The following is a 14034-nucleotide window of genomic DNA, read 5'->3' on the forward strand; positions in this document are numbered from 1 at the left end:
TTTTATTGGCCACAGCATTCTCGAAACATGAGCAATGCTTATGTTTTAGCGTGACTCTCATAAAATGGGAAGAGGCCGATGGTGTTAAGAACCTGTTTACGATTTTTTGAGCTAGAGCAAGGCAAGGCGAAATCGGGCGAGGGCGCGGAGTTTACGAGCTGTAAATGAGCAGCCCGAGCCCAATTTCAACGCAGCATGGCCGACGATCAAAAGATCGTAGACAGGTTCTGAGGTGAAACAGTGAGTCACGACGAACGCCTGGTACTGGCCGTGGATCTCGGCAGCTCCGGCTGCAAGACCGCCCTGGTCGGCCTCGATGGCCGGGTGCGCGCCTTCGCCTTTCGCGCCGTGACCAGCCATGTGCTGCCCGGTGCCGGCGTCGAGCAATGCCCGGAAGACTGGTGGCAGGCCTTTCTCGATAGCACCATCGAAGTGCTGCACGACAATCCCGGCAGCGCTGCCAAGGTCGCGGCCATCGCCTGCTCCTGCCAGGGTGAAGCCACCCTGCCGGTGGACCGCGACGGCAAGCCGCTGGCCCGCGCCATGCTGTACATGGACATGCGCGGCCAGGCCGCCGTGCAGCGCCAGGTAAGTGGGCGTCTGCCGCGCGTGGCCGGCTACGACCCGCTGAAACTCTGGCGCTGGCTGCGCCTGACCGGCGGCGCACCGGCGCTGTCCGGCAAGGACCCGTTCGGCCATATCGCCTTCATCCGCGAGGCGATGCCCGAGCTGTATGCGCGCACCGCCAAATTCCTCAACGTCCTCGACTTCATGAACCTGCGCCTGACTGGGCGCACTGTGGCCACCGTCGATTCGGCACTGACCACCTGGATCACCGACAACCGCGACCCGGCCAACATCCACTACGACGACGACCTGCTCAAACTGGCCGGCCTGCAGCGCGACCAGTTGCCAGAACTGGTGCGCTGCAGCGACGTGCTCGGCCCGCTGCGCCCGCTGGTGGCCGAACGCCTCGGCCTGCCTGCCGGTGTGCCGGTGGTGGCCGGCGCGGTAGATAACAGCGCCTCAGCCCTCGGCTCCGGCGCGGTGGCGGACAACGCCCTGCACCTGTACGTCGGCACCTCGTCGTGGATCGGCGCCCATGTGGCGCAGAAGAAAACCGACCTGTTCAAGCAGATCGCCGCCGTGCCCTGCGCCCTGCCCGACCGCTACCTGATGATGGTCATGCAGTCCGCCGCCGGGGCCAACCTGAGCTTCCTGCGCGACCGCATCCTCTACGCCAAGGACGCCCTGCTGCAGGACGAAGCGCGCCCGGATGTGTACCGCATCCTCGACGAGATCGCCGCCGGCGTACCGGCCGGTGCCCGCGGCCTGCTCTACCTGCCCTGGCTGATGGGCGAGCGCAGCCCGGTGGACGACGGCAACCTGCGCGCCGGCCTGCTCAACCTGAGCCTGGAGCATGCCCGCGAAGACATGGTGCGCGCCTTCCTCGAAGGCGTGGCGCTGAACACGCGCTGGATGATGGACGCGGTCGAAGGCTTTCTCGGCCAACCGGCACGCGAGATCACCCTAGTCGGCGGTGGTGGCCAGTCCGATGTGTGGAGCCAGATCTTCGCCGACGTGCTGGGCATCACCGTGCACCAGCCAGAACAACCGATCCAGGCCAACGCCCGCGGCGCCGCCTTCCTCGCCGGGGTCGGCATCGGCGCCATGACGTTTACCGATATCCCGCAGCGGGTAGCCCTGCGCCGCAGCTTCGAGCCGGGCACCAGCAATCGCCAGCGTTATCACGACAGCTACGCCACCTTCCGCGCTGCGCACAAGGCGCTGGCGCCGTTCTACGCCCGCCTGCACGGAGCCAAGCCATGAACCTCACACAGCAGGCCTGCGAACAGGTGGTGCGCACCGCCGTGGCGCTGGCCGATCAGGGCTTCCTCGCCGGCGTCGGAGGCAACCTGGCGCTGCGCATCGACGCCGAGCACTTTGCCGTCACCCCTTCGGCCAGCGACTACTACGCCATGGCCCCGGACGATATCTGCGTGCTGCGCCTGAGCGACCTCAAGCAACTCGCCGGCCACGGCAAGCCCTCGGTGGAAAGCGGCCTGCATGCGTGCATGTTCAAGGCTCGCCCGGACTGCCGGGCCAGCGTACACACCCACCAGCCAGTGGCCAGCGCCTTCACCCTGCTCGACCGGCCGTTGCCGATCAGCGACGAGCACGCGCGCCGGCTGATTGGCGGCGACGTGCCGGTGTGCGCCTACGCCCCCTCCGGCACCGGTTGGCTGGCGAGCAATGTCGGCAAGCGCGTGCGCTTCGACCTGAATGCCTACCTGATGCGCAACCACGGCGCGGTGTGCCTGGGCGCTAGCCTCGACGACGCCTGCCGCGTGGTGCAACTGCTGGAGCAGGAAGCGGTGCGCTGGTTCCAGCGCGCGCTGGCCGCCCAGCCCGCCAACCGCCAGTTCCAGCAAGCGCTGGCCGCCCTGAATTCCTAGACCCGGATCATGAGAAGAGAACCCGCGATGAACGCCTCCACCCAGCCCGATCCGCAACACTCCGGCATCTCCGCCTGGCCGGATACCGACGCCATCGACGCGCGCCTAAAGGCGCTGATCAAGCAGCCGATCCGGCCGATCCGCCGCGAGAATATGGACAAAGTGCTCGGCTACTTCGAGCAAAAATGCCAGTCCTCCAAACGCCTCGCCGAACAGGCCGCGACGGTGATCCCCGGCGGCATCCAGCACAACCTGGCGTTCAACTACCCCTTCCCCCTGGCGATGAAAAGTGCCCAGGGCGCGCACCTGGAAGACGTCGACGGCAACCGCTACATCGACTTCCTCCAGGCCGGCGGGCCGACCCTGCTCGGCAGCAACGACCCGCTGGTCCAGGAGAAGGTCATCGAAACCCTGCGCGAGTGCGGCCCGGTCACCGGCCTGCTGCACGAGTACGAATACAAGCTGGCCGAGCTGGTCTGCCGTCACGTGCCCTCGGTGGAAATGTTCCGCATGCTCGCCTCCGGCACCGAATCGGTGATGGGCGCCATCCGCCTGGCCCGCGCCTACACCGGCAAGAAATGGGTGATCAAGATCGGCGGCGCCTACCACGGCTGGAGCGACCAGCTGGTGTACGGCATGCGCATCCCCGGCACCGGCCGGCGCGAGGCCATCGGCATCCCGCGCGGCGCCACGTCGCACACTCAGGAAAGCTTCCCCAACGACCTCGCGGCGATCCGCCGGCGCCTGCAACTCAACCGCCTGCGCGGCGGCACCGCGGCGATCATCGTCGAGCCGCTCGGCCCGGAAAGCGGCACCCGCCCGGCGCACAAGGAGTTCAACGCCAACCTGCGCAAACTGTGCGACGAGTTCGGCGCGCTGCTGATCTTCGACGAAGTGGTCAGCGGCTTTCGCGTCGGTCTGTCCGGCGCCCAGGGTTACTTCAACGTGCTGCCGGACCTGACCATCTTCGGCAAGTGTCTGACCGGCGGCTACCCGATGGCCGGCGGCATCGGCGGGCGGCGCGAGGTGATGATGCTGCTGGCTGGTGGCATCGGCGGCAAGCAGACCAAGCGCGCCTTCGTCGGCGGCACCCTGACCGCCAACCCGCTGTCCTGCGTGGCCGGTTACTACAGCCTGATCGAGATGGAGAAACGCAACGCACCCTTCCTCGCCGGGCGTGCCGGCGACCGCCTGACCGCCGGCCTGGCGCAGATCATCGAGCGCCGCGGCCTGCCCTACGTGGTCTACAACCAGGGCTCGGTGGTGCATCTGCAGACCTCCGGCGTGCTGCTGCTCAATGTGCGCAACCCGATCCAGCTGCTGCGCGAGGTCAACCCGCGCAAACACATGATGGAAGAGATGGGCGCCGCCTACATGGCTCACGGCCTGGTGACCCTGGCCGGCAGCCGCATGTACACCAGCGCCGCCGACAGCGACGCGATCATCGACGAGGCGCTCAATCGCTTCGACGATGTCTTCGGCCTGGTCTGAGCCATGCACGACGAACTGCTGCACGCCGGCGCGCGAATGCGCGCCAAGGGCTTTCTCAATGATGCAGGCGACAGCCTGTCGCTGCTGCTGCCGGGCACTGGGCGCATGCTCCTGCTGCTGGCTCGCGAGGAGCCGCGCGAAGTCGAACTGAACCAGACCGCCACAGGCCTGGCAGCCCTGCACGCCGAGGTCTACCGGCTGCGCGGCGATGCCGGCGCGGTGGCCACTCTGAGCCCGCGCTGGAGCCTGCAACTGGGCGATCTGGGCGAGGCCATGCCCGCGGTATTCGACGAGCAGGCACGGCATATCGGCCGTTCCTGGGCACCGGCCACGGCCGCGCGATTGCCTGGCGTGCTGGCCTCCGGTGGCAACGCCGGACTGGTCGACGGCCACCTGCTGGCCATCGGCGTCACCCGCAACCGTATGTTGTTCAACGCCGAGCTGTTCGAGAAATGCGCCATGGCCTACGTGCTGGCGCGCCTCGGTGGCGGGCGGGTGAAAAAAGTACCGTGGTGGGTGCGCCTGATCGCCGGCCGGCGCTTGCTCAAGGACCAAGCCAACGCTGCCACCCAGCACGCCGCCGGGCAGGCATCGGCAGAGCTGGGGGCGTATTGAGTCGGGCGGCAACCGCTCTTGTAAGAGCCAGCTTGCTGGCGATACGTCCTCTCGGGGCACTGATCGCCAGCAAGCTGGCTCCTACGAAAAGCGGCGACTGGCGCCCTGCTGCCAGCCCATGCTAACTATGCACACCTAGCGGGTCTTGATGCCCGCGCCATAACAACAAGAACCAGGCGCTCGACGCCAGATAACGACCTCCTGCCGGAGCGTGCCCATGAAACCCATCGCCGACCCGCGCTATTCCGAGGCCTCCGCACCGCCGCAGATTTCGCGCTTCCTCCTGCAGCACGTCGCCACCCTCGGCCGCGATCCGGCCCAGCTCTGCCGTGGCCTGGGCTTCGAGCCGGACGATCTGAAGAAGCCCGACTATCGCCTGTCCTACCGGCAGAGCTACCTGCTGGTGCGCCGCGCCCTGCAGACCCTCGACGACAGCGGCCTGGGCCTGGCGGTGGGGCATCGGCAGACGGCCGTGTCCTGGGGCCTGGTGGGCATGGCCATGCTCGCCAGCCCGACCCTGGGTGAGGCGCTGGACCTTGCCATCCGCTACCAGCGCCACACCGGCGCCCTGCTCGACTACGAAATGGAGTTGCGCGGCGGGCGCTGCCTGGTGTTCGCCAGCACGCGCTTCTTCGACCCGGAAGTGGCGGTGTTCTACCTCGAAGAGGCCTTCGCCAGCGCCCAGGCCATCGTCCGTCACCTGTCCGGCGAGGATCTGACCATCGACCGCATCGAACTGGAATACCCGCGCCCGCCACACTGGCAGCGCTATGCGGAAATCTTCCGCTGTCCGGTCAAGTTCGGCGCCGGGCACAGCCTGATCGCCTTCGACGCACGCTGGCTGCAACTGCCGCTGCCAACTCGCGACGACTACGTCGCCGCCGAGATCGCCAGCCTGCTCGACAGCGCCCGCTGGGAGCAGCAAGGCAGCTCCGACCTGATCGAAACCATCCAGCGCGAAGTGCGCAAGAACCTTTGCCGCCCACCGCAACTGGCCGAGCTGGCACAGCAGCTCAACCTCGGCGAGCGCACCCTGCGCCGGCGCATCGACGAGGCCGGGCTGTCCTACCACGGCATCATCGACTCGTTGCGCCGGGCCAAGGCCCTGGCCCTGCTCAGCCACCGCGACAGCCGGCTGATCGACGTGGCCAGCGAAACCGGCTTCAGCGACGTGCGCAACTTCCGCCGCGCCTTCAAACGCTGGACCGGCGTGGCCCCGCGCGAAGCCCGCCGGCAGATCCACCCCGCCTGACACCGCCCACCAACGTAGCCCGGATGCAATCCGGGGGGGCGGAGCCGCCTGCCTCCCGGATTGCATCCGGGCTACGCAGTTATCCATGCGCACCGAGGCACCTGGATTAGACGTGGAAGAAGCTCACTCGATTGGTCAGTTGGCTGGCTAATCCCGCCAGCTCACGACTGGCACCGGCCATCACCTCTGAGCCGGCGGCAGTCTGCCGGGTGGCTTCATGGATGCGGCTGATGTTCTGGCTGACCTCTTCGGCGGCCAGACTCTGCTGTTCCGAGGCGCTGGCGATCTGCGCGTTCATGCTGTTGATCGAGCCGACCTCTTGACGGATCTTGCCCAGCGCGCTTTCGGCCTGGCTGGTCTGCTCCACGGTCTGGCGGGCCAGTTCACGACTGGCGTGCATCACGGTGGCGGCCTTGCTGGCACCGTCCTGCAGCTTGCCGATCATCTCGCGAATTTCGCGGGTGGATTCCTGGGTACGACTGGCCAGCGAGCGCACTTCATCGGCCACCACGGCAAAGCCACGGCCATGTTCGCCGGCACGGGCAGCCTCGATTGCAGCGTTGAGCGCCAACAGGTTGGTCTGCTCGGCGATCGAGTTGATCACTTCGATGATGGTCTCGATACCGGCGCTGTCATGGGACACCTGCTGCACGGTGGTGGCGGCATTTTCCAGGGTCTGCGCCAGGTGCTGGATGCCGCCGGCGCTGTCTTTGACCAGGCGGTTACCCTGATCCGCTTCGCTGTCGGCACTGCGGGTGGCCGCTGCGGCGGTGGCGGCATAGCTGGCCACCTCACTGACGGTGGCGGCCATCTGGTTGACCGCCGCCGCCATCTGCTGCGCCTCATCCGACTGCAGACGAATCTGCTGCTGGTTGTTGTCGGCATTCAGTTGCAGGGTGGCGGCCGCGGTCGCCAGTTGCTCGGCAGCGCTGCGCACCTGGACGATGGTCTGCGCCAGATTGCCCAGGCTGGTTTGCAGAATACCCATCACGCTGTGCGGGTAACGGGTGTTGAGTTGTTGCAGCAACTTGCCGGCGGCCAGATCACGAATGGCTTCGGCAACCTGATAAGGCTCGGCGCCCAGGGTGGATTTCAGCTGGCGAATAATCAGCAACGAGACGATCACACTGAGCACCACGCTGGCCAGGGTCGCCAGCAAAATCAGCCATTTGAAGCCTTCGGCGGCCTCACGTACGGCGCTGACTTTCTGATTGACGATGCCCTCCTGGAAATCGATGAAGGCATTGATGCGCTTGAGCCACTCGCTGTAGGCCGGCGATACCTGATCGAGGAGCAGGCGCACGGCACTGTCGCGCGCGCCGTTCTGCCGCTCGCTGATCAGGCTGGCCGTCAGCGCCAGGGTGCTCTGCTCGATCTGGTTGATCTGCTCCAGCAGGCGTTTTTCTTCCGCTGAGGCGCCCTTGCTGCTGACCAGCTGACGCATCGGCGTAGCGGATTCGGCATAGAAGCTGGCCAGCCGCTCGATCTCCAGCAGGTGCCGCTGCAGGGCCACGGCGTCATCCACCAGCACCGCATCGCGAATGGCAATGGCGCGGTCATGCACGCTGCCGCGGAAGTTGATCGCATAGCGCTGCTTGAGGGCGGCATCCTCGCTGACTTCGGTCAGGCTGCCGTCGATGAAGCCGACACGCTGCACACCAATCAGACTGATCAGCAGCATCAGCGACAGAATCAAACCAAACCCCAGACTGAGGCGTAGGGCGATGCTCATGGGGGTATGCATGGTTAACTCCGTGACGAAATTGAATATTGACGCCAACAGAATGGCACAGTGCCAGCATTAAAGCTGTACAAGTTTTGCCAATTTTATCTATGCCATGTATAGATTTTGTATAACTCAGGCCAGCACACGCCAAGCGAGCCCTCTGCGCCGCGGTTTTCCCCACCAATCGCGTAAACCGCACTAGCTATAAGTCATCCAGCCGAATCAGCCGCTGCCACCAAGCGCCCCGACTGAGGCAGGCATCGCCACTCAGCCGCTCTACAAGCTGGCACTTCTGTACAAGCTCCCAACACCCGTAAGGCATCCCCTTCCACCTGCGGGGGAGAAGGAGCCAGGCAACACGGAGCCGCCCTACCCGCTTGTCCGTTTCCGCCCCCTTTCGCGGCCATCTCGCCCCTGCTGGCCACCCCGGCGCTTGGCTAACGTGGACTCATCGCCACTACCCAGAGCGGAGCAACCCGTGAGCACAGCGAACAACACCATCCAGGATTGCGGCGATGCCGTGTGCATCATCGGCGGCGGCCCCGGCGGCCTGTGCATGGCCCGCGCGCTGAAGCGCCAGGGCCTGGTCTACGAGCAGTTCGAACGCCACAGCGATGTCGGCGGCGTGTGGGACATCACTAACCCCGGCACGCCGATGTACGAGTCCGCGCACTTCATCTCCTCGCGCGATCTCTCCGGCTTCCTCGACTTCCCGATGCCCAAGCACTTCCCCGACTACCCGAGCAACCGGCAGATCCTCGAATACGCCCGCTCCTTCGCCCATGCCTTCGACCTGTACGACAAGATCCGCTTCAACACCGCGGTCGAGCATGTTGCCAAGCGCGAGGACGGCCGCTGGCTGGTCACCCTCAGCAGCGGCGAGAAGCGCTGCTACCGCGCCGTGGTCTGCGCCACCGGCTGCAACTGGGACCCGAACATGCCGGAGGTCAAAGGCCAGTTCAACGGCGAGATCCGCCACTCGGTGACCTTCAAGAAAGCCGACGAATTCAACGGCAAGCGCGTGCTGATCATCGGTGCCGGCAACTCCGGCGCGGACATCGCCTGCGACGCGGCAACACACGCCAGCAAGGCCTTCATCAGCCTGCGGCGCGGCTACCACTTCATTCCCAAGCACCTGTTCGGCCTGCCCGCCGACGAGGTCAGCGAGAAAGGCCCGCAGTTGCCGATCTGGCTGGTGCGCCCGGTGTTCAGCCTGATCCTGCGCCTGATCAACGGCGATCTGACCCGCTTCGGCCTGCCCAAGCCGGACCACAAGCTGTTCGAGAGCCACCCGCTGATGAACACCCAGCTGCTGCACTACCTGCAGCACGGCGACATCCAGGTGAAACCGGATATCTCCCACTTCGAAGGCGACTACGCGGTGTTCAAGGACGGCAGCCGCGAGGCGCTCGACCTGGTGCTCTACGCCACTGGCTACAAGTGGAGCTGCAAGTACGCCGCCGACTACTTCGAATGGAAGGGTGGCCGCCCACAGCTGTACCTGTCGATCTTCAGCCGCCAGCACCACAACCTGTTCGGCATCGGCTACCTGGAAACCAACTCCAGCGCCTACAAGCTGTTCGACAACGAGGCCCACGCCGTCGCCTGCTACCTGCGCGACCAACTGCTGCGCCCGGAACAGGCGCGCCAGTTCGAGCAGATGATCGCCACCGACAACCCCGACCTGTCCGGCGGCATCAACTTCGTCAAATCCCAGCGCCACGAGGTGTACCTGGAAGTCCACGCGCTCAAGAGCCACCTGCGCAAACTGCGCCAGACCCTAGGCTGGGGCGAACTGGACGACGGCTACTACGCCACCCTACGCAAGCACCCCGGCTTCCCCGCGGCGCCTCTGCAGCAGACGCAGCACGCTGTGTAAGCACTTAGCTCCTCTCTCCCCGTCTGTATCTGCGGGGAGCTTTTGTAGGAGCCAGCTTGCTGGCGATCAGCGGGACGCTGCGTATCGCCAGCAAGCTGGCTCCTACAGGATCAGGCCAGGGATGGATAACGCTTTGCTTATCCACCATGACGGTGACGCGGAGCCAACCCGACGGACTCAAAGAACCACTCAACGAGTACAAGCCATGAATGAAGTGGTAGTGATTACCGGCGCGGCCGGCGGCATCGGCCAGGCCATCTGCGCCAAGCTGATCCAGCGCGGTATGCGCCTGGTGCTGGTCGACATCCACGCCGAGCGCCTGGCCCAGGTGGCCGCGCGCCTCGGCGAACAGGCTACGCCATTCGCCGCCGACCTCACCGACCACAGCGCCTTGCAGCGCCTGATGGAAACGGTGGAGGAGAAATTCGGCCGGATCGACATCCTCATCAACAACGCCGCCATCACCACGGTCGAACCCTTTGACACGCGCTCGGTGGAAAGCATCGTCGGCGAGCTGAACATCAACCTGATCTCGCCGCTGGTGCTGACCCGCCTGGCCATCCCACTGCTGCAACGCTCGGCCGATGCGCGGGTGGTCACCACGGTGTCCATCGGCGGTATCTTCCCCATGCCCGAGTCTCCGATCTACAGCGCCAGCAAATTCGGCCTGCGCGGCGCCATGCTGTCGATCGGCCTGGATCTGCAAGCCAAGGGCATCAAGGTCGGCTCGATCCTGCCGGCCGCCACCGAAACGCCGATGCTGCAAAAAGAAGCCATCGACGGCGGCAACGCCCTGCAGTTCATGGACCCGCCGCAACAACCGGAAGACGTCGCCGAGCAAGTCCTGCTGATGCTCGACAAGCCCTGCCTGGAACGCACGCCCAAGGCCAGCGAGTCATGGATCTCCAGCCTGGCCATGCTCTTCCCCAACCTGTTGCCGCGCAGCATCCGCGTGTTCAAGAAACGCGGCGAAAAAGGCATGCAGCGCTACCTGGAGTCCCTCGGTGAGCGCGGTCTGGCACAACGGGTGGATGGGCGCTGGGAGTTGAAGTAGCAGGCTCCGAGAAGACCGCCAGCCGGCATGCAGCGGGCTGGCTGGTGGCAGAAGCTGGCCATGCAACGGCAGGACGTCAGCCTGGATGACCCGGGACGGCGTAGCAGGGTTTACCAGGGCCGGCGGAGCGTCACGCGCACTAAATTGGCATAACAGTAGTTAGCGCGATAAATTGTCGACCACTGTCCTGTGCCGCTGGAAAACACCATGAACCCGCAAGACCCTTGCGCCGAACTGCTGCTCGACAACCAGCTGTGCTTTGCCCTGTATTCGACCTCGCTGATGCTGACCAAGGTCTACAAGCCGCTGCTACAGGCCTTGGGCCTGACCTACCCACAGTACCTGGCGATGATGGTGCTCTGGGAAGGCGATGGCATCACCGTGGGTGATCTCAGCAGCCGCCTGCTCACCGACCCCGGCTCGGTTACCCCGTTGCTCAAGCGCCTGGAAGCCGAAGGCCTGCTCAAGCGCACCCGCAGCAGTGTCGACGAGCGGGTAGTCGAGTTGTTCCTCACCGACAAAGGCCGCAACCTGCGCGAACAGGCCAAGAGCATTCCCAGCTGCATCCTTACCGCCACCCAGCAATCCAGCGCGGAGCTCGGCGCCCTGAAGGCTGAGCTGGTCGCTCTGCGCAGCAGCCTGCAACAGGCCGTGTAAGCTGCGGGGCGACGGCGCAGTCGCCCATATCCCTGCACTTTCCCCGTCACGTCCCACTCGCCTCAACCATTTCGCCCTGCCGTCGCCCGCGAAAACAGGGCGCAACAGCCCGCCATTCCTCGCTTATGCCTGAACAAGGCAGTTCTTATCGCTAAATGATCAAAAATATATCTTGCGCACTAAATTAATGAGCGCTAGATTTCGCTCCACGGAACTGGTTAGCGCACAAAACATTAGCGCTACCATCCAGAAAAGATTGATCACCACCTGACACCGCAACGCTCTGAACCACCCAACCCAACAGCTCTAGAGGATTACCAGCATGTCGATTCAAACCATTGCTTACCGTGCCTATGCAGAAGCCACCGGCGGCCGTGATGGCCGTGCCATCTCCTCCGACGGCGTACTCGACGTTGCCCTGACCACCCCGAAAGAACTTGGCGGTGCCGGCGGCCAGGGCACCAACCCCGAGCAGCTGTTCGCCGCGGGTTACTCGGCCTGCTTTATCGGCGCAATGAAGTTCGTGGCCGGCCGCGACAAGCTGGCGATGCCGGCAGACGCATCGATCGAAGGTGTGGTGGGCATCGGCGCGATCCCCAACGGTTTCGGCATCGAAGTCGAATTGCGCATCAGTCTGCCCGGCATGGACCGCGCGCAAGCACAGACCCTGATCGAGCGTGCGCACATCGTCTGCCCTTACTCCAACGCCACCCGCGGCAACATCGACGTCACCCTGACGTTGCTCGACTAAGCCTCAGCCCTGTCCAGGCGCCAGCAGCGCAAACCCACTGCGGCGCCTGACCAGCCAACCAGCTGCCCATGATGGCCGAGCCATGCCCGCAGAGCTTCGGACCGGCGCGTTATCAATTTGCTCAAGAGAAAGGAGTTCACCATGCGTACTTTCACGATGATTAAGACCGCCATCGCCACCACAGCCATCGCCCTTGGCGCCATGAGCCCTGCAATGGCCACGCAAGGCGCAAGCGATAAGCCAACCGTGGTACTGGTGCATGGTGCGTTTGCCGAGTCCGCCAGCTGGAACGGCGTCGCCACGCAGTTGCAGGCGCAGGGTTACCCGGTTGTCGCGGCGGCCAACCCGCTGCGCGGGGTCAAGCACGACGCCGACTACGTCGCCAGCATCGTCGCGCAAACCAGCGGCCCAGTAATTCTGGTCGGCCACTCCTACGGCGGCAGCGTGATTTCCAACGCGGTGCACGACCAGTCGAACGTGAAGGCCCTGGTGTATGTCGCCGCATTTGCCCCCGAAAAAGGCGAGACCGCAATCGAGTTATCCGGTCGTTATCCGGGCAGCACCCTGGGGCCAACCCTGGCCACGCCCGTGACGCTGAAAGACGGCAATAAGGATCTGTACATCCAGCAGGACAAATTCGCTCAGCAGTTTGCTGCCGATGTCGCCGCTCCCGAGGCAGCGCTGATGGCGGCTAGCCAACGCCCAATCACCGAAAACGCCCTGCATGAAGCATCTGGCGCTCCGGCCTGGAAGCAACTGCCGTCCTGGTTCATATACGGCTCGGCGGACAAGAACATTCCCGCAGCCGCACTGAAGTTCATGGCGGACCGTGCCGGGTCGAAGAAAACCGTGACGATCCAGGGTGCCTCACACGTAGTGATGACCTCCAACCCCGAAAAGGTCGCGGCCTTGATCATTGAAGCGGCCGAGCAAACCGCCAACTGAGCGCAGCTTCATCGCCGAGCCATGGGGCCTTTGCGCCGCGTGGCTCAGGCAAAGCCGCGTTTAGGCGATCAACCGCTGTCCTAGTTAAACGTCCATCCCGATCTGCACTGCCACGAACTCATTTAAGGAGTAACGCCATGACTCGTATTCTCGCTGCCGGACTACTGGCCCTCGCTGTCAACAGCGCCTTCGCTGCGGGTAGCCCCGGGGTGGAGCGCAACACCCAAGAATTCCTCAATGCCCTCGCCGCAGGCAGTGGCAAGCCGCTGGAACAGCTGAGCCCCAAAGATGCCCGCGCCGTATTGGTTGGCGCGCAGGCGGGGGTCAAGGTCGATGTATCCGCGATCAAGGTGGTCGACAAGACCATCGAGGTCGATGGCCAGTCGATCCAGCTCAAAGTCGTGCGCCCCGCCGCTGCCGAGGGCACGCTGCCGGTGTTTATGTTCTTCCACGGTGGCGGCTGGGTGCTGGGCGACTACCCGACCCACGAACGCCTGATTCGTGACCTGGTAGTGGGCTCTGGCGCGGCGGCGGTGTATGTCGATTACACCCCGTCCCCGGAAGCCAAGTACCCGACTGCCATCAACCAGGCCTACGCCGCAACCCAGTGGGTGGCGCAGAACGGCGCGCAGATCGGCGTCGACGGCAAGCGCCTGGCAGTGGCCGGCAACAGTGTGGGCGGCAATATGGCCGCAGTGGTCAGCCTGATGGCCAAAGACAAAGGCACCCCGGCGATCAAATTCCAACTGCTGATGTGGCCGGTGACCGACGCCAACTTCAACAACGCCTCCTACAACCAGTTCGCCGACGGTCACTTCCTCAGCAAAAGCCTGATGCAGTGGTTCTGGGATAACTACACCACCGACCCGAAACAACGCGCCGAAATCTACGCATCGCCGCTGCAGGCATCGGTGGAACAACTGCAAGGCTTGCCGTCCGCTCTGGTGCAGACCGCCGAGTTCGATGTGCTGCGGGATGAAGGCGAAGCCTATGCGCGCAAGCTGGATGCAGCTGGGGTCAACGTCACCTCAGTACGCTACAACGGGATGATCCATGACTTCGGTTTGCTCAACGTGATCAGCCAGATCCCGGGCACGCAAAGCGCCATGCAGCAAGCCGCTGCCGCGCTGAAAGCCAACCTCAAGTAACCACCCCGCCAACGCCTCGCCGCCAACGCGCCGAGGCGTTTTTGCGCCTGCTCGGCCTTG

General features: G+C 64.6%; 12 protein-coding genes. 11 read left to right on the plus strand and 1 reads right to left on the minus strand.

Annotation, left to right across the window (positions count from 1 at the left end; translation table 11 throughout):
* Window positions 1-240: 240 nt before the first annotated feature.
* The 5 genes from H3H45_RS14780 to H3H45_RS14800 all read left to right on the plus strand — a co-directional run bounded on the left by H3H45_RS14780 (window position 241) and on the right by H3H45_RS14800 (window position 5814).
* Window positions 241-1830 (plus strand): xylulokinase, encoded by a 1590-nt coding sequence (locus tag H3H45_RS14780; RefSeq protein WP_182834497.1) that lies wholly within the window; start codon window positions 241-243, stop codon window positions 1828-1830.
* Complete coding sequence (locus tag H3H45_RS14785; protein WP_182834498.1) at window positions 1827-2456, plus strand: class II aldolase/adducin family protein; 630 nt, start codon at window positions 1827-1829, stop codon at window positions 2454-2456. The genes H3H45_RS14780 and H3H45_RS14785 overlap by 4 nt, the downstream gene beginning before the upstream one ends.
* Window positions 2457-2483: 27 nt before the next feature.
* Complete coding sequence (locus H3H45_RS14790; RefSeq protein WP_182834560.1) at window positions 2484-3947, plus strand: aspartate aminotransferase family protein; 1464 nt, start codon at window positions 2484-2486, stop codon at window positions 3945-3947.
* Between the two features lie 3 nt (window positions 3948-3950).
* Window positions 3951-4562, plus strand: a complete 612-nt coding sequence (locus H3H45_RS14795) for a hypothetical protein (RefSeq protein WP_182834499.1) — start codon at window positions 3951-3953, stop codon at window positions 4560-4562.
* Between the two features lie 217 nt (window positions 4563-4779).
* Entirely contained in the window at window positions 4780-5814 is a 1035-nt protein-coding gene (locus H3H45_RS14800) for an AraC family transcriptional regulator (protein ID WP_182834500.1), read from the plus strand.
* Between the two features lie 106 nt (window positions 5815-5920).
* Here H3H45_RS14800 and H3H45_RS14805 read toward each other — a convergent pair whose 3' ends face one another.
* On the minus strand, window positions 5921-7558 hold the full coding sequence (locus H3H45_RS14805) for a methyl-accepting chemotaxis protein (protein WP_182834501.1): 1638 nt from the start codon (window positions 7556-7558) through the stop codon (window positions 5921-5923).
* Window positions 7559-8018: 460 nt separating this feature from the next.
* On the opposite strand from H3H45_RS14805, the gene H3H45_RS14810 reads away from it, so the two are divergent.
* The 6 genes from H3H45_RS14810 to H3H45_RS14835 all read left to right on the plus strand — a co-directional run bounded on the left by H3H45_RS14810 (window position 8019) and on the right by H3H45_RS14835 (window position 13974).
* Window positions 8019-9419 carry a flavin-containing monooxygenase gene (locus H3H45_RS14810; protein ID WP_328822365.1) on the plus strand — a complete coding sequence of 467 codons (1401 nt, stop codon included), beginning with the start codon at window positions 8019-8021 and terminating at the stop codon, window positions 9417-9419.
* Between the two features lie 205 nt (window positions 9420-9624).
* The gene (locus H3H45_RS14815; protein WP_182834502.1) at window positions 9625-10473 is read left to right on the plus strand and encodes an SDR family NAD(P)-dependent oxidoreductase; all 849 of its coding nucleotides are present in this window, start codon (window positions 9625-9627) and stop codon (window positions 10471-10473) included.
* Between the two features lie 207 nt (window positions 10474-10680).
* Window positions 10681-11130: a MarR family winged helix-turn-helix transcriptional regulator gene (locus H3H45_RS14820; RefSeq protein WP_182834503.1), complete on the plus strand. Its 450-nt coding sequence runs from the start codon at window positions 10681-10683 to the stop codon at window positions 11128-11130.
* 322 nt (window positions 11131-11452) lie between these two features.
* Complete coding sequence (locus tag H3H45_RS14825) at window positions 11453-11881, plus strand: organic hydroperoxide resistance protein (protein WP_182834504.1); 429 nt, start codon at window positions 11453-11455, stop codon at window positions 11879-11881.
* A 141-nt stretch (window positions 11882-12022) separates the two neighbouring features.
* Window positions 12023-12826 (plus strand): alpha/beta fold hydrolase, encoded by an 804-nt coding sequence (locus H3H45_RS14830; protein ID WP_182834505.1) that lies wholly within the window; start codon window positions 12023-12025, stop codon window positions 12824-12826.
* 137 nt (window positions 12827-12963) lie between these two features.
* Entirely contained in the window at window positions 12964-13974 is a 1011-nt protein-coding gene (locus H3H45_RS14835) for an alpha/beta hydrolase (protein ID WP_182834506.1), read from the plus strand.
* Window positions 13975-14034: the final 60 nt, after the last annotated feature.

The organism is Aquipseudomonas guryensis (assembly GCF_014164785.1).
In the GTDB taxonomy this organism is placed as follows: Bacteria; Pseudomonadota; Gammaproteobacteria; order Pseudomonadales; family Pseudomonadaceae; genus Aquipseudomonas; species Aquipseudomonas guryensis.